Source organism: Nitrospirota bacterium (assembly GCA_016207905.1).
In the GTDB taxonomy this organism is placed as follows: domain Bacteria; phylum Nitrospirota; class Thermodesulfovibrionia; order Thermodesulfovibrionales; family JdFR-86; genus JACQZC01.
In genome coordinates, this window is record JACQZC010000032.1 from 1 (window position 1) to 19,771 (window position 19,771).

Genomic DNA, 19,771 nt, shown 5'->3' on the forward strand with positions numbered 1-19,771 from the left:
GCGGATAATATAATAGTGAAAAACAAAAAACACAGTGTTACCGTAATGGCGATTCCCTCTGTATTAAACTCCCTTAAAAGAAGCCTCCTTAATGGCACGGTCTGGCCTGATTTCACAGTTATACCAAACCCCGATAATGCAGTCCTCAAGCTGAAAGGCATAAGGCAGGGTAATACATTCACTGTAAACACCTACAAGGTTACTGCATATGAGGTCAATCATGCTGTTTCAGCCGCAGGCTATGTCATCGAAGGCAAGGGCGGTAAAAGGCTTCTTTACACAGGAGACACAGGTCCTACGGAAAAGATATGGCAGGCAACAGAAGACCCCGTGCACTGTGCCATAGTAGAGGTTTCTTTCCCGAATAAGATGAAGGACATGGCAATTATAACAGGCCACCTTACAGCAGGGCTTTTTAGAGGAGAGCTTAAAAAGATGATTAACATCCCCGAAAGGATCCTCATTACACACCCCAAGCCCCAGTACCTCAAACAGATAAGAAAGGAGATAGCCAGCCTTATGATGAATAATATACGGATACTTCGTGACGGCGATGAATTCGACATATAGACATGGCATGGTTTAAGAAGCCAAAAGGCACAACCTTAAAGGCAGTTAAGATACCCGAAGGTCTCTGGGTCAAGTGCGACGGCTGTAAGGAGATTATCTACAAGAAGGAAATCGACAGGAACCTCATGGTCTGCCCTAAGTGCAATTATCACTTCAGGATAAATGCAGGCGAGAGGATAAAGCTTCTTGTAGATGAAAACAGTTTTGAAGAGACAAGCCCTGATATACTATCCGACGACCCGTTGTCCTTCAAAGACGCCATCCCTTATAAGGAGAGGCTCAAAGAAAACCAGAGAAAAAGCGGACTTAAAGATGCGGCCATAAGCGGAAGGGCAAGGATAAACGGGCATGAGGTCATAATGGTCATAATGGATTTTTTCTTTATGGGCGGCAGTATGGGCTCTGTAGTTGGAGAGAAGATTACAAGGGCAGTTGAGACATCCCTGAACCTAAGACTGCCCCTTGTGATAGTTTCCTCCTCAGGAGGGGCAAGGATGCAGGAGGGCATTTACTCCCTCATGCAGATGTCAAAGGTCTCAGCCTCAATCGGAAAGCTCAAGGAAGGCGCAGTGCCATTTATATCCATACTTTCGGACCCTACATTTGGTGGGGTTACTGCAAGCTTTGCAATGCTTGGGGATATTATAATCGCAGAGCCCGGCTCTCTTATTGGTTTTGCAGGACCGAGGGTCATCGAGCAGACAATCAAACAACAGCTTCCAGAGAATTTCCAAAGGGCAGAGTTTCTCCTCGAGCATGGCATCATAGATATGGTCGTCCCAAGAAAAGAGATGAAAACCACTATCTCTAATATCCTCGAGCACCTGATGGGGTGAGAATTCTACGCTCAAAAATCGGGGTCATCTTAAGAATCCTTCCGTTTGAGTCGATGAACCCGGATATGCCTGTATTTGCCGCCCTTATCAGAGGCTTTCTGTTTTCAATTGCCCTAAACACAGCCATTGACCAGTGCTGATAAGGTCCTCCTGTATCTCCAAACCATGCATCGTTTGTTATGGTTACAATGAAATCGCCATCCTTTGTATAGAACTTCCTTACGAGTCCTGGGAATATTATCTCATAGCAGATAAGCGTGCCGAATCTTCCAAATGGTGCCTCTGCCTTGATGTATCTGTCTCCTCGGGTATAATCTCCAATGCCAGCGACGAGTTTGTCTACAAAAAAAAGCATTCTTCTAAGAGGCACATACTCTCCGAATGGGACTAAGTGTATCTTGTCATAGACATAGCCCACTTCGGATAGCCTGTTAAGAAGTATGGCACTGTTTGAAAGCTCAGGTGGAGCATCCTTTGAAACAGCCTTTATGGTTATGGCTCCAAATAGAAGGTATGTGTCCAGTGACCTTTGAAACTCAATCAGCTCTTCTGTAAGGGTCGGGTCGTTCATAAAGTAAAATGGCACGGCAGACTCAGGCCAGACTATTAAGGAGGGGCTCAGGGAGTTTGCGCTTAAAGTCATGTCCTTATATGTCTCAATCACATCCCTCTGGTATTCCGGGCTCCATTTAAGCTCCTGAGGGATATTGCCCTGAATAATGCTTGCCCTGAAGGTTACTCCAGTAGGCAATTCGTTAAGCCTCAGGTATCCATAGAGAACTGCCATAAGGGTGATGGAAATAAGAGCTCCATAGCCTGCAATCGTAGGCATGGTTGAAAAAAGCGGCATCTTGTCCTTTCTCTCCTTGAGTATGAATATATCTGCAATTGCACCGTTTACAGCCATCAAAAGAAAAGACACGCCATATATGCCTGTTATGTCTACAAACTGTATAAGAGGAATCAGCTTATATTGCGAGTATCCAATAGATGACCATGGAAACCCTGTGAGGGCATATGAGCGGACAAACTCGAGGGAGACCCACATGAGGGGTGCAAGGAGCATTGCAGGCAGGCGGGTGTTTTTTATCTTTAAGGAAAACAAGAGGCCGAAAATGCCTGTATAGAGGCTCTGATAAAGGGAAAGCAAAAGCACCAGTGCAAGGCTCGGTATGAAAGGGATACCTCCATAATGATTTATGGAATGGTATATCCAGTACTCAGTACCGAAAAAATAAGGGATGCCAAAAAAAATCCCTGCACGGAATGCCTCTTTATTTGACATCCTGTTTAGAGACAAAAGAAATGGGCTCAGGCAAAACCATGAAACTGCATAAAGGTCAAACTTAGGGAAGGCAAATACAAGGGCTGTGCCAGAGAGCACTGCTAAAAGATAAATCTTATATCCTCTTAAATTCATAAATCATATGTATCATATCAGAAAAATCTTGACTTTTTCATGACTTAACAATAAAATCTTCAGAGATGGCAAAACTCTTACTTGCAGACGATAGCATTACCATTCAAAAGGTGGTTGAGCTTGTCCTTTCAGACGAGGGCTTTGAGATAAAGGCATCTAATAACGGAGAGGATGCCTTAGCTCAGGTTTCTTCTTTCCTGCCTGACATAATTCTTGCAGATATAGAGATGCCAAAGATGAATGGATACCAGCTCTGCGAGAAGATAAAATCCAGCCCTGCAACAAAGAACATCCCTGTGATTCTTCTTGCAGGCGCATTTGAGCCTCTGGATGAGGAGCTTGCAAAGAAGGTTGGTGCAGACGACTTCCTGATAAAGCCATTCGAATCCGAAGACCTGATAAAAAAAGTGAATGCCTCGTTGATGGTTTCAAAGGCTGAGGTCGGGATGCAAGCACCTGCTATGGAGGCAGTAGAAGTCTCAGAGGACCTCTGGGGACTGGAAGAAGCCCCTTCTGTTGAGGAGGAGGTAGTGGAAGTGGTGGAGGCAGTAGAGCCTGCCTTAGAGGTCGAGGCTGTCTCAGAAGAAGAGGCAATGCTCGAAGAGGCAATGCTTGAAGAGGCTGTCATGCCCGAGGAGGCACTCATAGAGGAGGCACTTATAGAGGAGGCACTTTTGGAAGAGGTCTCTGCTTTGCCAGTAAAAGAGGCTATTTCGCCCCCTGAAAAACCCGTGTTTGAAATCCCAAAAGTGGAAATACCAAAGGCAGTAGAGTTTCCCTCTAAAGATGCCCTGTTAGACATCTTTAGAAAAACTGCTGATGAAAGGATTTCGGAATTCCTCAAAGGTCTTGACTTAAAAAATGTGCTGTCCTTGAGCATTCAGGCAGGTATAAAAGAGACCATCGAAAAAGTCCTCTGGGAAACTGTGCCTGAGCTTTCGGAAAAACTCTTCAAAGAGGCACTAACCAGCTCGATAGAGTCCCTTACAAAAGAAGTGGAAAAGGTTATCTGGGAGACCGTGCCTGAGCTTGCAGAGACAATAATCAAAAAGGAAATCGAAAAAATAAAATCCGAGATTTAAGCGGATTAGCGTCTACTTTATTTTACCGATAAAAGCCCTTCTCATCTCAATAGTGACCTCCTTATTGAAGGGATTTGATGTACAAGGAATGTAAATACTTTCGTCTCGCTAAGAAGTTTATAAACAAAATTAGCGCTTATTTGCCCTGAGTGTAGAAATAAGGCAGGACGAGCCTGCCTTCCCTGTCAAGAAAAGGCATGTATTTCTCAAGTCTGTTCATTGCTCTCAAGTAAAGCATCTCTGATTTATCATTCTCCCTCGGTTTTTTCCTTATCTTCCCCTTTGAGGGGTCAATCACACCCTGCCTTACAAGCTCTGCCCTGACAAGGGATGCAGTCTTTTTTAATTCGTCATATGTGATAGGCATATTTTTTATTCCTCAATAGCTTTTATCAGGATGTCCTCAATGTCTTGTTTTTTTGCCCGCTCCTTCAGGTAGCTGTAGTCCAGAACGCCAATAGCCCTCTTTATATTTATGAGTACTTTTGCCCACATCAAGCTATCGGTATCGCCCCACCATTTTGCAGAGTTGAGCCTGTCTATAATTAGGTCCTCTACTGCTATAACACTAACCTGAAGGTCATCTGTTATCTTTAGAATTTCAGGTTCCTTGCCACTTTCAAGGTTACTGCCACGCCAGTCTATGTATATGTCAAGGTCTTTACTTAGCCATAACCTACCTGTCTTCAGAAACCCCCATCCGGACAAGACTGACTCCAGTATATCAAGTTCTGCCAGCACATCAATATCGCCGGTTGTATAACTGCCCTGTGTGTATATCTCTACTGCCTCGCCGCCGACGATTATCGGTGCTCTGCCGCCTCTTTTCGTTACCTCCTTTGAAAGAAAGGCAACAAACATGGCCCTTCGCTTAACCGGGTCTTCAATTTTTAAAAGGCTTCCGATGTCCATAATCTATTATACTAAAGTCCAGTTATAATATATCTTATGTCAGAGAAATTTTAAGGCTTAAAAAGGTTCTATCTCAGCGGCTGGGGTTACGAGGGATAAACCGAAGATGAAAGAAGGAAGTGACGGCGGGCATCCTCCCGGTATAGCTGAGGAGTCTGCGGTCTTTACATTTAATATAAGAGGCTCTATTGCTGAGCATAACCGTGGTATAATAGAGCGGTGGTTAGAGCAGATTAAAAGAATAATTGAGGAGGGGGATTACAGGAAGGCCTCTGTTGTGCAGAGCTTACTTGAAGTTTTAGACCCGGAGGGGAGAAAGAAGGAATAAGGCTTACCTTATAATATATAACTTAAAGGAGGAGTGAGATGAAAAGGGTAGTGTTGTTTTTTATTGCAATAATAATCCCCTTTCGTGTTGCTACGTCCGCCGATTATATTGATAAAAAAATATTTGTCTCTCTAACCGAACAAGCCCTCGATATTATAGATGAATTGGAAGTATCTCTTTCGCGAGGCAGTGTTACACCTGAAATGAAGAATCTGGAATATCATTTGGCGGTAATATTAAATAAGTACAAGAAATACAAAAAGAAATAGAAGGGCTTAACCTTGATACCTGCCGGGCGCAGGAGAAGTTCCCCCATTTTTTTGGCCTCACGCGTCCGAGAGGAAAAGCGGTGATTGTTCCATGCATTTAGGCAGGGTTCGGAATAACACTTAATTGAGATTCTTCTGCCGATACTTCGGCATCAGAATGACAGGAAGCCGAATAATGGAATAAAAATGGGTAACGGATGAGGCAGGCTTGCAACAATAGCCTCTATACGCTTAAAATAGAAACTACTATGGCAGAGATACCAAAGACCTGTGATATAAAAGCCATTGAAGATAAGTGGTATGATGTGTGGGTTAAAGAAGGCTATTTCAGTGCCGAGATAAACCCCGAAGGAAAGCCTTACTCGATTGTAATCCCGCCACCTAATGTTACTGGCTCTCTTCATATGGGACATGCCCTGAATGCAACCCTTCAGGACATCCTTATAAGATGGAGAAGGATGATGGGGTATAAAACCCTCTGGGTTCCAGGCACAGACCATGCAGGCATAGCAACACAGAATGTCGTTGAAAGAAGACTCCAGATGGAAGGCAAAAGCAGGCATTCCATGGGAAGAGATGCATTCATAGAAGAGATATGGAAATGGAAACAAGAATATGGTGGAATGATAATACATCAGCTTAAAAAATTAGGTGCCTCCTCTGATTGGTCAAGGGAAAGGTTTACATTAGACGAAGGACTCTCTAAGGCAGTAAGAGAGGTCTTTGTAAGGCTCTACGAAGAAGGACTCATCTATAGGGCAGAAAGGCTCATAAACTGGTGCCCAAGATGCCAGACTGCACTTTCGGACTTAGAGGTCGAGCACGAAGACATAGAAGGCACGCTCACTTACATCAGGTATCCACTGTTAAACACCAATGCCTATATAACGGTTGCCACAACAAGGACTGAGACCATGCTTGGGGATACAGGAGTGGCAGTTCATCCTGATGATAAAAGATATAAAGACATAATAGGCAAAACCCTAAGGCTTCCTCTTACAGAAAGATTAATCCCTGTTATAGCAGACCCTGTAGTAGATAAGTCATTTGGAACTGGTGCAGTAAAGGTCACACCTGCACATGACTTCAATGATGAGGCTATTTCAAAGAGGCATGGACTTCCTTCGGTAACTGTTATTAGCCCCGATGGAAAGATGACCCGACAGGCAGGAATAAGGTATGCCGGGCTCGATAGATACGAATGCCGAAGGCTTGTTCAGGAGGACCTTAAGGCTCGGGAGCTTATAGAAAAGATAGAGACTTACAGGCATGCAGTTGGGCACTGCTATAGATGTAAAACTACGATAGAGCCACTTTCAACGCCCCAGTGGTATGTAAAGGTATCGCCCCTTGCAAAAGAGGCAATAGGGGCAGTTAGAGAAGGAAAAATAAGAATCCTCCCCGAGACATGGCTTACGAGCTATTATGCATGGATGGAGGGCATAAGGGATTGGTGCATATCGAGGCAGATATGGTGGGGTCATAGAATCCCTGTTTGGTATTGCAAAGACTGCGGAGAGATTAATGTTGAAAGAGAAACCCCAACGGAGTGTAAAAAATGCAAAGGCACAAACCTCAGACAAGACGAGGATGTTTTAGATACATGGTTTTCCTCAGCCCTCTGGCCTTTCTCCACATTAGGTTGGCCCGATAAGACTTTAGACCTCAGAACATTTTATCCGACCTCTGTCTTGGTTACAGCCCATGACATACTGTTTTTCTGGGTCGCAAGGATGATTATGATGGGCATCAAGTTCATGGGAGATGTTCCGTTCAGGGATGTATACATACATGCAATAGTCAGGGATGCCGAAGGTCAAAAGATGTCCAAATCAAAGGGCAATGTCATAGACCCGCTTACGATTATAGATAAGTATGGTGCAGATGCCTTCAGATTTACCCTTTCTGCATTTGCCGCACAGGGAAGAGATGTTAAATTTTCCATGGAAAGGGTCGAAGGATACAGGCACTTTGTCAATAAACTCTGGAATGCAGAAAGATTTATCATAGGAGGAGGCACTGCCTTTAGCGAAAAGGCTGAGATGTCCGAGACACCTATTGCAAGCAGATGGATTAAGGCAAGGCTTGCCATTACAGTCGACGAGGTCAACAAGGCACTGAAGGACTATAGGTTTAACGATGCATCAGGTGCAATATACCAGTTTGTATGGCATGAGTTCTGCGATTGGTATATAGAGATGGCAAAGACAGAGATGACTATTGAGACTCAAAACTGCCTGCAATATGTCCTCGAGACGGTTCTCAGGCTTCTGCATCCATTCATGCCGTTTGTAACAGAGGAGCTATGGCAGAGCCTTCCAAATAAGGAAGGACAAAGCATCGTTATCGCCAGATACCCAGAAGGGCTTGAAAAAGACCCCAAGGCTATTGACCTCATGTCTTACATAATAGATGCGGTCTCAGGAATAAGAAACATAAGGGGAGAGCTTGGCATACAGCCATCTGCCCAGCTTAAGGTCTCTATAAAGCCATACTCTACAGTCGCAGAGGATGTTCTTACCAAAAACCTCCATTACATAAAAAAGTTAGCAAAGGCAAAAGAGGTCATAGTTGGCATGGATATTAAAAAATTAGAGGGCTCTCTAACAGCAGTTGGAAGGACACTTGAGGTCTATGTAGTTACGGAAGGCGTTATCGACACCGAAAAAGAGACAAAGAGGCTCAAAAAGGAAAAACAAAAAACAGATGAGGAACTCCAGCTCATAAGAAAAAAGCTTATGAATGCCGACTTCCTGAGAAAAGCACCTTCAGATGTTATTGCCAAAGAAGAGCAGAAAATGAAAGAGCTTATAGGGAAACAAGAAAAGCTCGTAGAGGGGTTGAAAAAACTCAGCGACCTAAAGGTATAATAACAAAGATGAACATACCGTCAGGAGTCATGAGCTTCATCCAGCAGAGCCTTGAAGAGGACATAGGCTCAGGTGATATAACAACGAGCCTCCTTGTGTCTGAAACACATAACTCCACCTCGCTAATCATAGCAAAAGAGGATTTCGTCGTCGCAGGACTTCCATTTGTAAAAGAGGTCTTTAATATCCTCGATAGCACGGTTAGCTTCAATGTGCTTGTCGAGGACGGCTCGATGGCTAAAAAAGGCTCGATTATAGTAGAAATCAATGGAAAGACCAGAACGCTTCTTCAGGCAGAAAGAACAGCCCTTAACCTCCTACAACGGCTCTCTGGGATTGCAACCATGACCCGAAAATTCGTGACAAAGGTCAAGGGGCTTAAGGTAGAAATCCTCGATACCCGAAAGACAATGCCCTGTATGAGATATATGGAGAAGTATGCCGTAAGAATGGGTGGAGGCAAAAACCACAGGTTTGGCCTTTATGACGGAATCCTGATAAAAGACAATCATATCGAGGCAGTAGACGGCATTAAAAATGCATTAGCCCGTGTAAAGCAAAGCAGGTTTCTTTCGAGGATAGAGGTCGAGGCCGAAAACCTCAAGGAGTTCAAAGATGCCCTCGGTGCAGGTGCAGACATCATAATGCTCGACAATATGTCCATAAAGGACATAAAAGAGGCTGTTAGACTTGCAAAGGGAAAGGCAATACTTGAGGTCTCTGGCAATGTAACACTTGAAAATGTAAGGGAGATTGCAGAGACAGGTGTTGACCTCATATCAGTTGGAGCTATAACACACTCAGCACCTTCGGTTGATATAAGCATGAAAATCATGGGTAGAAGAGAGGAAGATATTGCTATGAGCTGAGGAGTTTTTTTAGTATCTCGTTTACCAGAGCCGGGTTTGCCTTTCCTTTTGTGAGCTTCATAACCTGTCCAACGAAAAACCCGATTAGCCGTTCCTCGCCTGCCTTGAACCTCTCAACCTCTTTTGGATTTTTCTCTATGACCTCGGCAACGGATTTTTCTATCTCAGAGACATCTGTTATTTGGATGAGGCCTTTTTCTCTGACAATGGTTTCGGCAGGTTTACCTGTTAGAAACATCTCTTCAAACACGGTCTTTGCAATCTTACCGCTAATTACACCTGCCTCTATAAGGGAAAGCATTCCTGCTAATTGAGCAGGCTTAATCGGGCATTTCTCTATAGTAAGATTCTGTTCATTCAGGAGTCTCATAAGCTCAACCATGACCCAATTGCTTACAGTCTTTGGCTGGCTTGTGAGTTTTACAGCCTCCTCATACCACTCAGAAAGTGCCTTTTCAGAGGTAAGAAGGTCTGCATCATAAGGAGGAAGTCCGTAGACAGATACAAACCTCTGCCTTTTTGCATCAGGAAGCTCAGGCAATTTTGCCCTTACCCTGTCAATCAATTCTTTGTCCTCCACTATAGGCACTAAGTCAGGCTCAGGGAAGTATCTATAGTCATGAGCCTCTTCCTTTGTCCTCATAGACTGCGTAGTGCCTGTAGAGGGGTCAAAGAGCCTTGTCTCCTGTATGATACTGCCTCCTTCTTCGAGCAACTTTATCTGTCTTTTTATCTCATACTCTAATGCCCTTTCAACAAACCTGAATGAGTTTATGTTTTTCACTTCGACCTTCACGCCCAAGCTGGTAGTGCCAGCTTTCCTTACAGAGACATTGGCATCGCATCTCAAGGAGCCCTCTTCCATGTTTCCATCACAGACACCAAGATACCGAAGAATTGTCCTTAATTTCTTCATATACTCAACTGCCTCTTTTGGTGTCTGAATGTCAGGCTCAGAGACGATTTCCATGAGGGGCACCCCAGCCCTGTTTAAATCCACATAGCTGAAACTAATATCAGGGTCATGGATGTTTTTCCCTGCATCCTCCTCGAGATGGATTCTTGTTATGCCGATTCTTTTAATCTCAGAATCAGTAGTTATTTCAATAAAGCCTCCCTCGCAGATTGGCAGTTCATACTGGCTAATCTGGTAGCCCTTTGGAAGGTCAGGATAAAAATAATTCTTTCTTGCAAACCTGCTATAAGAGGAAATCTCTGAGCTCATTGCAAGCCCTGTCTTTATGGTAAACTCAAGGGCTTTTCTGTTAAGCACAGGCAGAACTCCAGGCATTCCGATGCAAACAGGACATGTCTGTGTATTCGGCGGTGAACCAAAGAGGGTAGAGCATCCGCAGAAGATTTTTGTCTCTGTAAGAAGCTGTGCATGAACCTCAAGACCTATGACTGATTCGTATGGCATACACTCAAGATTGTATTAATCGTCACTGGGTTTACTCCCCTTGCTATATTTTCCAAATATCTCCTTGATTTTATAAAAAGTCCTTTGTCTTAACACCCAGTTCACGACAGATAGTCTTCAGATGGTTGTTGTGGTTAAGAATAGTTAGCTTATTCTCTTTTGCCATAGAAGCTATAATTATATCAGCAGTGGGCATTGTCAGTCCTTTTCTTCTTAACAGAAAACCTGCCTCATAAGCTATAGACCATGTCCTGTCTGTCACATTATAGAGGGAAAGCACCTCAAGATATGATTTAAGCTCCTCAAATTCTTTCCTGTCCTTACAGCCTTGAAGGAGCTCCAATATTATGATATTAGTGGTAACAGCACTATCGGAATCTATAGCAGCCCTGAGCTCATCCTTAAGCTTCTGGCTACCTGAGTCTCTAAAGCTCAGAATCCATGCAGAGGTATCTACAAGGAGTTTATCGCTCATGTCGCATCTTCCTGAGGTCATCAAGTGTAAGGCCAAAGTCTTTATAATTGCCTATCAGCCCTTTAAGTTCCTCTCTTTTTTTGAGCCTCAGGTATTCATTAAGGGCTATGACGATTGCACCCTTCTTTGTCTTTGATTTAGACACCTCCATTGCCTTTTTTAGCATGTCTTCATCTATATCCAGTATGGTCTTCATTTAGATATACTCCTCTCTATAATTTATATATATAATTATCCTCTTATGATATGTATTTGTCAATAGGAATTATATATTAGGCTTTCTCTTATGCCACTCTGTTGACTGCTCGTATGCGTATGCGGTTTTAAGAATGGTCTCCTCATCGAAATGTTTTCCGATAAGTTGAAGCCCTATCGGGAGGGGGGCATTGCCCCCTGTAAACCCACAAGGAATTGATATTGCAGGCACACCAGCAAGGTTCACAGAGATGGTGAATATATCGGAGAGATACATTTTAAGAGGGTCCTCAACCTTTTCTCCAATCTTAAATGCAGGCTCAGGAGATGTTGGTGTGGCAATGACATCAACAAATTTAAATGCACTATCAAAGTCCCTTTTAATAAGGGTTCTAACCTGCTGTGCCTTTCTATAGTATGCCTCATAATAACCCGATGAAAGGGCATATGTGCCGAGCATTATTCTTCTTTTGACCTCTTCACCAAATCCGCTTGCCCTTGTCTTCATATACATATCCATGAGGTCTTTGCCCTCTATCCTCAAGCCGTATTTAACTCCATCGTACCTTGCTAAGTTCGATGACGCCTCTGATGTTGCAAGCACATAATAGGTTGCCACTGCATAAGGCGTGTGTGGAAGCGAGACCTCAATAGGTATAGCACCTAAGGATTCTATTGCCTTTATGGCAGTCCTCACAGAGGACTCCACTTGTTTATCCATACCCTCTATGAAGTAGTCCTTTGGGATGCCTATCTTAAGACCTTTAATATCCTGACCTAAGACATTTGTAAAATCAGGCACAGGCAGGGACGCTGATGTTGAATCCAATGGGTCTACGCCTGCTATGGCATTAAGAAGTATTGCCGAGTCTCTCACATTTTTTGTAATAGGTCCTATCTGGTCAAGGCTCGATGCAAAGGCAACAAGCCCGTATCTTGAGATCCTTCCGTATGTCGGCTTAAGCCCAACGACACCACATAAAGAGGCAGGCTGTCTTATAGAGCCACCTGTGTCAGAGCCTAATGCGGCAATGCATTCATCTGCCGACACAGCACTGGCAGAGCCACCACTACTACCACCGGGGATTCTTTCTGTGTCCCAGGGGTTTCTGGTTACATGAAATGCAGAGTTCTCTGTTGATGAGCCCATTGCAAACTCATCGAGATTCGTCTTTCCCAAAAGCACATATCCAGCATCCTTTAGCTTAGATGTAACTGTGCTCTCATAAGGAGGGATGAAGTTTTCGAGAATTTTAGATGAGCAGGTAGTCCTTACACCCTTTGTGCACATGTTGTCTTTTATGGCAAGAGGCATCCCCAATAAGGAGGCAATACATCCAGCAGGCAACGCCTTAGCCATCTCGTATGCCTTATCCTTTGTGATAGTTACATATGCCTTTACCTTATCCTCAACAGAGGCAATCCTTTTAAATATAGAATCAAGCACCTCTTGAGGTGTAACCTCTCCTTTACGAAGGAGTTCTCTTATCTCATATATGCCAAGCCTATAAAGCTCCACTTACTGCCTCTTTAATCCTTTTTACTCCCTTTTCAATCTCTTCCATTCCTGTTGCATACGAAAGCCTTATATAGTTATCATCTCCGAATGCACTTCCAGGCACAAGTGCAACCTTTGCCTTCTCAAGGAGATAAAGACTAAGCTCATTGGAAGAGTCGAGCTTGCCTTTATAAATGCCTGAGACATTCGGGAAGACATAGAATGCTCCTGTTGGTCTAAGGCATCTTATGCCTTCTATAGAGTTAAGGCTATCAACGAGGAACTTTCTTCTTCTATCAAACTCCTTATTCATCTTCCCAATAAAGTCCTGAGGGCCTGTTAGAGCCTCGAGCCCTGCCCACTGGGCTATGGATGTTGGGTTTGATGTTGACTGGCTTTGTATATTAGTCATTGCCTTTATAATGTCTTTTGGGCCGGCTGTATAGCCAATCCTCCAGCCTGTCATTGCATAGGCTTTAGAAAGCCCATTTACAACCAGTGTCCTTTCCTTTATCTCCTTACTAATGGATGCAATGCTTATATGCCTTACACCATCATAAAGGAGCTTTTCGTATATCTCGTCTGAGACTACATACAGGTTATGCCTTAGGCAGAGTTCTGCTATTGCCTCAAGGGTCAATCTGTCATATGTAAGACCAGTTGGATTTGAAGGCGAATTAAGTATAAGTGCCTTGGTTTTTCTGGTTATATGGGACTTTAGGGCATCTGGGTTTAGCATAAAAGAGTCTTCCTCATAAGTCTTGACAATGACTGGGACTGCATCGTTAAGAAGCACCTGGTCAGGGTATGAGACCCAGTAAGGGGATGGGATTATCACCTCGTCTTCAGGGCTTAAGAGTGCCTGCGATATGTTATAAAGGCTATGTTTTGCTCCACATGAGACAATGATTTCATCCCTTGTGTAATCGAGGCAATTGTCCTTTTTGAATTTCTCGATAATTGCATCTTTAAGAGGGTCTATTCCTCCAACAGGGGTGTATTTGGTCTTTCCATCCCTTATTGCCTTTATTGCCGCCTCTTTTATGTTAGGAGGAGTGTCAAAATCAGGCTCACCAACTCCGAAATTAACGACATCGATGCCTTGAGCCCTCATTGCCTTTGCCGATGCATCCATGGCAAGCGTTGGAGATGGCTTAATCCTTTGTGCCCGAAGGGAAATCATAAAGAATCCTCCATCTACCTTGCCCCGGGGCAAAAAGACGATTTAAATTCAACCCCTGCATCTCTTATCGAGTCTTCTTTACTTAAACCTCTGTCTCCGTTTATCCGTATCATCTCACAATACCTTCTAAGACCGCTTAGCTCAGCCGCCTCGTTTGCATAATATTTACCGACAAAATCCTCTACTACCTTTGCCGAAACCGTGGCTGTCTTGTCTAAATAGCAGAAATCGCCGACCTTGTCGTTTATAAATCCAATATTAGAGCACATCCTGTAAGTGGGCTTTGGGCTTGCACAGGACATAAGGACAGATGAGATTAGAGCTATAAGGATTCCCCTGAGCATGACACATAATAAAACAGGAGACAGTCTAATTTCAACATACCCACTAAGTCATTTCTATTTTGGCTTGACACCTGAGCTAAATTATGTTTGACTTGCCCCAATATTTTCGTTTAATCTAAGCTTTAAGGGAGGTGTATTAAATGCCGTCAACACTAAAAGATGCAATTAGCTCCATTAAGTCGTTATCTAAGCCCTCAAAGCCTGCTAAGAAAATTTCTGATGAGCTTATGGGAAAATACAAGGGGATAATTCCAGTCGGCAAGACCGCCTCCTAACGATGTTATCCCTTCCTTCCGTTGAGGTAGGAAGGACTTCTTTGCCCCTTATCTTAATCAGGCATATTTTTCTGTCACCTTTGTGGATCTTCTTGATATGCTTGACTGCTTTTTCAGAATATCTTATCTTCACTGCACATCCTTTATTTCTTTCTTTTTAAGAATATAAAAAAGGCCGGAGAATGTTCTTATAAGTGGCTTTTGTCCCCTCCTTCCTTCAAGCAGAAACTCCCATTGCCTTATTCTAATCACCCCCTCCTTCCCTGTCAAGGAGAATAAAAGAGGATAAAAGAGCAACAGAGTAGGAGTAACTGAGATTCTGAAATGAATTCAGAATGACAGGCTGAGATTGCTTCGGCAAGCCTCGCAATGACAAGAAGTGTATGGTCAATTATGGTAGGACAGGCGTCTCGCCTGTCCTGCTGGTCTTATCAATAAGAGTAAATGACAAAAAAGGAGATGGATTCCTGACAAGCAGGAATGACGAATGTGGAAATGGAAACAGTGAAACATTTCAGGTGAAACATTTCAAGTGAAATATTTCATATTGACTGCTTCATCCCCTTTTGATTTATGCTATGACAGGGCAACATATGAGCAAAAAGATTTCAGATGAAAAAGGCGGCAATTTGAACAAAATGAAAAAGATTGAACGCTGTAACGATAAAAATGAAAATAATTCAGGCACTTAGGGAATTCAACTTGAACCTATAAAAAAAGGAGATGGCAACGATTTTTGCTTGCCATGTTAAAATATTTAGATGTCCAAAGATGAGCTTATAATTGAAGGTGCAAGGCAGAATAACCTCAAGAACATCTCATTAAGGCTTCCGCATAATAGGGTGATTGCAGTGACAGGGGTCTCTGGCTCAGGAAAATCCTCCCTTGCCTTTGACACAATCTTTGCAGAAGGACAATGGAGGTTCATAGAGTCCCTTTCCACATATGCAAGGCTTTTTCTTGAAAAGCTCGATAGGCCCCTCGTTGATACGATAGAAAACATCAGGCCTGCTATTGCTCTCGAGCAGAGAAACCCTGTCAGGGGCTCCCGCTCCACTGTTGGCACACTCACAGAGATATACGATTTCTTCAGGCTCTTATATTCAAAGGTCTCAACCCCATTTTGCCCTAAGTGTGGAAATGTGATAAGGAAATGGACCCCATCCTCTATAGTCTCCGAGCTTATGGACAAGCACTCAGGGAAAAAAGCAGTCATTGCCTTCGAAAGCCAAGAGCCTGTAGATGAATTAAAGAAAAAAGGATTTTATAGGTTATTCGTCAACAACCAGACAATAGAGCTCGATGAGATTAAAGGGAAACCCCAAAAGTTAGATATAGTGGTTGACAGGGTTGAGCTCAAAGATGAGCCCCGCATTTCAGACTCGATAGAGACTGCATGGAGATACGGGGGAGAGAAACTAAAGGTCATAATAATAGATGGCACATCCCTTACATTCTCCTCGAGAAATGCATGCGATAAATGCGATATAGAGCTCGATGAGCCAACACCCCTTCTTTTTTCCTTTAATCATCCAGTTGGTGCATGTCCTGAGTGCAAGGGGTTTGGGAATGTCTTAAGATATGCAGAAGACCTCATAGTGCCTGATATGTATATCAGTCTTTCCGAAGGTGCGGTTGAGCCATGGGAAAAACCCTCCTACAGGTGGTGGAAAAAACAGATGATCGAGAGGGCAAAAAAAGACAAGGTGGACATTCACAAGCCCTATAGAGAGCTTTTGCCACATGAAAAACAATGGCTCTTTAAGGGCATAAACGATTTCTTCGAGGAGCTTGAGCACAAAAGATATAAGCTTCATGTAAGGGTATTTCTTTCCCGATACAGACGGGCAATGACCTGTGGAGACTGTAAAGGCAAACGACTTAAGCCCGATGCCCTTTGCTATAAGATTAATAGCCACTCAAAGAAACAAAAAAGAGATATAGCAGAACTTACCGACCTTCCTATTTCGGATCTCCTTGGGTTTTTTGGGGACATTGACCTCACGCCTTTTCAGAGGGATATGGCAAAGGAGATTCTAAGGCAGATTGACTTCAAGCTTAGGTATTTAGACAGGGTTGGACTTGGGTATTTGAGCCTATCGAGGCAGGGTAGAACCCTTTCAGGAGGCGAATACCAGAGGGTGAATCTCTCAAACCAGCTCGCATCCCATCTTACAGGCACACTCTATGTGCTCGATGAGCCAACAATAGGGCTTCATAAAAGGGACACGGAGATGGTATCCGGGATTATGGCTGAGCTTGCAGGTGTCGGCAATACAATAATCGTAGTTGAGCATGACAGAACCATCATAGAGGCATCCGACTGGCTCGTGGAGCTTGGCCCTGGAGGTGGACACTTAGGAGGAGAGGTTGTATTTTCCGGAGAAAAAGAGGATTTCCTCAAGGCAGATACCCTTACATCGAGATACATAAGGGGTATAGAAAAAACAAGCCTGCCTTTAAGCCGAAGAACAGGCACTAAAAGTATAGAGCTTACAGGTGCGCATGGAAATAACCTTAAGGCAGTAAACCTGAACATACCGCTAAAGACATTCGTAGCTGTGACAGGCGTCTCTGGCTCTGGGAAAAGCAGTCTTATCGTTGAGACCCTTTATAGGGCACTTTCAAAACACCTTAGAGCAGTAGAGGAGCCTCCACTTCCATATGAGGCACTGAAAATACAAGGCAATCTTTCAGGCATAAAACTCATAGACCAGTCGGCAATAGGGAAAACTCCGCGCTCAAACCCAATTACTTATCTCAAGGTCTTTAGCCATATAAGAAAGCTCTTCTCAGAGGAGCCTGAATCAAAGGCTCATGAATATACTGCAGGGTTTTTCTCTTTTAATATTCCCGGGGGAAGGTGCGAGACCTGTAAGGGCGAAGGCTTTCAGAGGCTTGAGATGTATTTCTTCGAGGACCTCTATATAAAGTGCGAGGACTGCGGAGGTAAAAGATACGGGGAGAAGGCATTGGGTGTAAGGTTCAGGGGGAAAAACATAAACGAGGTCCTTAATATGACTGTCTCTGAGGCATCTACGGTGTTTTCCGATATACCCAAGATAAGACAGACATTTTCGCTTATGGAGGAAATAGGGCTTGGCTATCTCAGGCTTGGTCAGTCTGCCACAACCCTTTCTGGAGGCGAGGCACAGAGGCTTAGGATATGTGCTGAGCTTGGGTATAAGGGCTTGAGGGATTTTCTTTATATACTCGATGAGCCAACAGTGGGCCTTCATGCAAAGGATGTTCAGTCCCTTATCGGAGTGCTTCAGAGGCTCGTCGATGCAGGCAATACAGTCATTGTCATAGAGCATAACCTTGACCTTATATCAGCATCGGACTGGGTTATAGACTTAGGCCCTGAGGCAGGAGACCTTGGAGGCAAAATAATAGCCGAGGGCACACCAGAGGATATAGCAAATGTCGAGGGCTCATACACAGGCAAATACCTCGGAGAGTATGTTCTTCGATAATCCTATTTAATTTCATTCAGAAGTTTTCTGGCATCGTGATAATCAGGCTTGAGTTTTAAGGCATTAAGATAATGTCTTATTGCCTCGTTTCTTGCATACCCAGCCAAAGAAAGAACAAGCACTATAAGCCCGAAAAACGAAAACACAGGTACACGGATTTTCTTGTGCCTGAGCCTCTCTACAAGCAGGGATGCGGCTGATGCTATTGCAATTAAAACCCCTACTGATGGCAGATAGAGCCTATATTCGTTTATCACCATTGGCAGGGAGATAATGCTCGATTCCACGGAAAGGGCAATGAAAAACCATAAAATCCCAAACCCAATGAGCCTTTTATCTGACCTCCTTGAACTCGCTATAAGATAAACTGCAAAGGCAAAGATGAAAAGGAGAAAAACAAAAGATAAGACCACCTCTAAGTTTAAAAACGAATGGTATATTGGATAATCATAATAGATGTTTTGGTTCACAGGGAAAAACAGAAGCCTTATATATGTAACAATCACCCTAAACTCTGTGTATAGATATACCCAGTTTTCTGCCCGAATACCTGCCACTGAATCCACTGCCTCTATTATCTCTCCAACAGGCTTATCGATGCCTACAAGTGTAAGGGGAATAATAAGCATGGTCAGAAGTAAGGGAATAAGATAAAGTATTTTCTTGCCTAATGAGCCTTTAAAAAACAAGAATTCATAAAGGGTTATGACAATAGGAAGGGTAAAGGCATTCTCCTTTGTCTTCATTGCTAAGACTGCTGAAAGGAGGCTGGTAAGGTAGAGCAATAGAGGTAACACCCTCCCCCTCGCCCCCTCCCCTCGAGGGAGGGGGTTGGGGGAGGGGGAAAGCCTCCACTTTATATAAAAGACCATTGAAAGCAAACAAAAAAACGCTGAAAGCGGAACAAACCTTTGAAATATGTATGTTACTGCCTCTGTCTGAATTGGATGTGAGACGAAAAGAAGTGCAGAGAAAAGGGCAATGAGATTGCTTCGGGACTCTGTCCCTCGCAATGACAGAAACTGTGTCCTGAAAGTAAGCACAACAAGGAAATACACAAGCATGGCATTGAGGATATGTATTGTTATATTAAAGACATGGTAGCCCCTGACATCAGTGCCATGAAACCTGTAATTCAGTGCAAATGTAAGGTAGCCAATATATCTGCTTTTAAAGGCACTATAGTATTCAAATCCTTCTGCCTTTGATGGCTCAAGAAAGTAACTGATGTCCTGTATAAGGGGATTGTCCACAATAAATGTATGCTCATCCCACTGAAAGGGCGCATGGAATGTGTTTGAATATACAAGGAGACCCAAAACAGAAATGAGTATGACATGGACAAATGACTTCCCTACAAAAGTGAAAAAATAGTTTCCATCTCCTTTTTGCTTTACTTTAGGGGGAGGGGGGGGTATCTTCATAACCCATTGATTTTTAAAGATTCCCATGTTTACTTATTTACTTTTCCTTTACTTTTCCTTTACTCTTTTCTATTAAGAGGGGTAGGTGTGTAATCCTTTTCCGTATTACCCTTCTGTAAACCATAGTTAAAATAATAACACTACCAAAACCCCTTTGTCAAGTAAAAAATGAACTATGGTTTCCATTTCCCCCTCTTTTTCCGTCATCTATGAAAAAGAAAAAGCAACCTCCTTTTAATAGTCAAGAAGCAATTCCGTCCGCTTGGCTTAAAAGCCAGTCATCTATCCGCGCTCTCAGGCGCATGTTACCTTACGGCAGAAGCGG

The 19,771-nt window shown here is 43.4% G+C and carries 18 protein-coding genes; 8 read left to right on the forward strand and 10 right to left on the reverse strand.

Annotation, left to right across the window (positions count from 1 at the left end; translation table 11 throughout):
• The first annotated feature begins 15 nt into the window (after positions 1-15).
• Entirely contained in the window at positions 16-570 is a 555-nt protein-coding gene (locus tag HY805_03870) for a 3',5'-cyclic-nucleotide phosphodiesterase (protein ID MBI4823353.1), read from the forward strand.
• Between the two features lie 2 nt (positions 571-572).
• Entirely contained in the window at positions 573-1,406 is an 834-nt protein-coding gene (locus HY805_03875) for an acetyl-CoA carboxylase carboxyltransferase subunit beta (GenBank protein ID MBI4823354.1), read from the forward strand.
• Here the strand turns inward: HY805_03875 and lnt are convergent.
• The gene (lnt, locus tag HY805_03880; protein MBI4823355.1) at positions 1,378-2,826 is read right to left on the reverse strand and encodes an apolipoprotein N-acyltransferase; all 1,449 of its coding nucleotides are present in this window, start codon (positions 2,824-2,826) and stop codon (positions 1,378-1,380) included. The two genes, HY805_03875 and lnt, sit on opposite strands and share 29 nt — an antisense overlap.
• Positions 2,827-2,891: 65 nt before the next feature.
• On the opposite strand from lnt, the gene HY805_03885 reads away from it, so the two are divergent.
• On the forward strand, positions 2,892-3,908 hold the full coding sequence (locus HY805_03885; GenBank protein MBI4823356.1) for a response regulator: 1,017 nt from the start codon (positions 2,892-2,894) through the stop codon (positions 3,906-3,908).
• A gap of 136 nt (positions 3,909-4,044) precedes the next feature.
• Here HY805_03885 and HY805_03890 read toward each other — a convergent pair whose 3' ends face one another.
• Both HY805_03890 and HY805_03895 read right to left on the reverse strand, forming a co-directional pair.
• Positions 4,045-4,275 carry a hypothetical protein gene (locus tag HY805_03890; protein MBI4823357.1) on the reverse strand — a complete coding sequence of 77 codons (231 nt, stop codon included), beginning with the start codon at positions 4,273-4,275 and terminating at the stop codon, positions 4,045-4,047.
• A gap of 5 nt (positions 4,276-4,280) precedes the next feature.
• Positions 4,281-4,820, reverse strand: coding sequence for a hypothetical protein (locus HY805_03895; GenBank protein ID MBI4823358.1), 540 nt, complete (start codon positions 4,818-4,820; stop codon positions 4,281-4,283).
• 106 nt (positions 4,821-4,926) lie between these two features.
• Here HY805_03895 and HY805_03900 point away from each other — a divergent pair, with 106 nt between their 5' ends.
• The 4 genes from HY805_03900 to nadC all read left to right on the forward strand — a co-directional run bounded on the left by HY805_03900 (position 4,927) and on the right by nadC (position 9,156).
• On the forward strand, positions 4,927-5,148 hold the full coding sequence (locus HY805_03900; GenBank protein ID MBI4823359.1) for a hypothetical protein: 222 nt from the start codon (positions 4,927-4,929) through the stop codon (positions 5,146-5,148).
• 38 nt (positions 5,149-5,186) lie between these two features.
• A complete protein-coding gene (locus tag HY805_03905; GenBank protein ID MBI4823360.1) occupies positions 5,187-5,417 on the forward strand; it encodes a hypothetical protein in 231 nt (76 codons plus the stop codon).
• 248 nt (positions 5,418-5,665) lie between these two features.
• On the forward strand, positions 5,666-8,287 hold the full coding sequence (locus tag HY805_03910) for a valine--tRNA ligase (GenBank protein ID MBI4823361.1): 2,622 nt from the start codon (positions 5,666-5,668) through the stop codon (positions 8,285-8,287).
• 8 nt (positions 8,288-8,295) lie between these two features.
• Positions 8,296-9,156 (forward strand): carboxylating nicotinate-nucleotide diphosphorylase, encoded by an 861-nt coding sequence (gene nadC, locus HY805_03915; protein ID MBI4823362.1) that lies wholly within the window; start codon positions 8,296-8,298, stop codon positions 9,154-9,156.
• Here the strand turns inward: nadC and gatB are convergent.
• The 6 genes from gatB to HY805_03945 all read right to left on the reverse strand — a co-directional run bounded on the left by gatB (position 9,146) and on the right by HY805_03945 (position 14,271).
• Positions 9,146-10,576 carry an Asp-tRNA(Asn)/Glu-tRNA(Gln) amidotransferase subunit GatB gene (gatB, locus tag HY805_03920; protein ID MBI4823363.1) on the reverse strand — a complete coding sequence of 477 codons (1,431 nt, stop codon included), beginning with the start codon at positions 10,574-10,576 and terminating at the stop codon, positions 9,146-9,148. The genes nadC and gatB overlap by 11 nt on opposite strands.
• A gap of 70 nt (positions 10,577-10,646) precedes the next feature.
• The gene (locus HY805_03925; GenBank protein MBI4823364.1) at positions 10,647-11,051 is read right to left on the reverse strand and encodes a PIN domain-containing protein; all 405 of its coding nucleotides are present in this window, start codon (positions 11,049-11,051) and stop codon (positions 10,647-10,649) included.
• Positions 11,041-11,247 (reverse strand): type II toxin-antitoxin system VapB family antitoxin, encoded by a 207-nt coding sequence (locus HY805_03930; protein MBI4823365.1) that lies wholly within the window; start codon positions 11,245-11,247, stop codon positions 11,041-11,043. Before HY805_03930 ends, HY805_03925 begins: the two co-directional genes overlap by 11 nt.
• A 69-nt stretch (positions 11,248-11,316) precedes the next feature.
• Positions 11,317-12,765: an Asp-tRNA(Asn)/Glu-tRNA(Gln) amidotransferase subunit GatA gene (gene gatA, locus HY805_03935; protein ID MBI4823366.1), complete on the reverse strand. Its 1,449-nt coding sequence runs from the start codon at positions 12,763-12,765 to the stop codon at positions 11,317-11,319.
• On the reverse strand, positions 12,752-13,927 hold the full coding sequence (locus HY805_03940) for a pyridoxal phosphate-dependent aminotransferase (protein ID MBI4823367.1): 1,176 nt from the start codon (positions 13,925-13,927) through the stop codon (positions 12,752-12,754). The genes gatA and HY805_03940 overlap by 14 nt, the downstream gene beginning before the upstream one ends.
• Before the next feature lie 14 nt (positions 13,928-13,941).
• The gene (locus HY805_03945) at positions 13,942-14,271 is read right to left on the reverse strand and encodes a hypothetical protein (protein MBI4823368.1); all 330 of its coding nucleotides are present in this window, start codon (positions 14,269-14,271) and stop codon (positions 13,942-13,944) included.
• A 1,036-nt stretch (positions 14,272-15,307) separates the two neighbouring features.
• Here HY805_03945 and HY805_03950 point away from each other — a divergent pair.
• The gene (locus HY805_03950; protein MBI4823369.1) at positions 15,308-18,022 is read left to right on the forward strand and encodes an excinuclease ABC subunit UvrA; all 2,715 of its coding nucleotides are present in this window, start codon (positions 15,308-15,310) and stop codon (positions 18,020-18,022) included.
• Between the two features lie 2 nt (positions 18,023-18,024).
• On the opposite strand, the gene HY805_03955 is transcribed toward HY805_03950, so the two are convergent.
• Positions 18,025-19,446, reverse strand: coding sequence for a hypothetical protein (locus HY805_03955; GenBank protein ID MBI4823370.1), 1,422 nt, complete (start codon positions 19,444-19,446; stop codon positions 18,025-18,027).
• Positions 19,447-19,771 lie beyond the last annotated feature (325 nt).

Excerpts from the sequence above, each read along its gene's own strand:
- HY805_03875 (MBI4823354.1), top strand. The coding sequence starts at position 573 with ATGGCATGGTTTAAGAAGCCAAAAGGCACAACCTTAAAGGCAGTTAAG.
- lnt (MBI4823355.1), bottom strand. The coding sequence starts at position 2,826 with ATGAATTTAAGAGGATATAAGATTTATCTTTTAGCAGTGCTCTCTGGC.
- HY805_03885 (MBI4823356.1), top strand. The coding sequence starts at position 2,892 with ATGGCAAAACTCTTACTTGCAGACGATAGCATTACCATTCAAAAGGTG.
- HY805_03890 (MBI4823357.1), bottom strand. The coding sequence starts at position 4,275 with ATGCCTATCACATATGACGAATTAAAAAAGACTGCATCCCTTGTCAGG.
- HY805_03895 (MBI4823358.1), bottom strand. The coding sequence starts at position 4,820 with ATGGACATCGGAAGCCTTTTAAAAATTGAAGACCCGGTTAAGCGAAGG.
- HY805_03900 (MBI4823359.1), top strand. The coding sequence starts at position 4,927 with ATGAAAGAAGGAAGTGACGGCGGGCATCCTCCCGGTATAGCTGAGGAG.
- HY805_03905 (MBI4823360.1), top strand. The coding sequence starts at position 5,187 with ATGAAAAGGGTAGTGTTGTTTTTTATTGCAATAATAATCCCCTTTCGT.
- HY805_03910 (MBI4823361.1), top strand. The coding sequence starts at position 5,666 with ATGGCAGAGATACCAAAGACCTGTGATATAAAAGCCATTGAAGATAAG.
- nadC (MBI4823362.1), top strand. The coding sequence starts at position 8,296 with ATGAACATACCGTCAGGAGTCATGAGCTTCATCCAGCAGAGCCTTGAA.
- gatB (MBI4823363.1), bottom strand. The coding sequence starts at position 10,576 with ATGCCATACGAATCAGTCATAGGTCTTGAGGTTCATGCACAGCTTCTT.
- HY805_03925 (MBI4823364.1), bottom strand. The coding sequence starts at position 11,051 with ATGAGCGATAAACTCCTTGTAGATACCTCTGCATGGATTCTGAGCTTT.
- HY805_03930 (MBI4823365.1), bottom strand. The coding sequence starts at position 11,247 with ATGAAGACCATACTGGATATAGATGAAGACATGCTAAAAAAGGCAATG.
- HY805_03940 (MBI4823367.1), bottom strand. The coding sequence starts at position 13,927 with ATGATTTCCCTTCGGGCACAAAGGATTAAGCCATCTCCAACGCTTGCC.
- HY805_03945 (MBI4823368.1), bottom strand. The coding sequence starts at position 14,271 with ATGCTCAGGGGAATCCTTATAGCTCTAATCTCATCTGTCCTTATGTCC.
- HY805_03950 (MBI4823369.1), top strand. The coding sequence starts at position 15,308 with ATGTCCAAAGATGAGCTTATAATTGAAGGTGCAAGGCAGAATAACCTC.
- HY805_03955 (MBI4823370.1), bottom strand. The coding sequence starts at position 19,446 with ATGAAGATACCCCCCCCTCCCCCTAAAGTAAAGCAAAAAGGAGATGGA.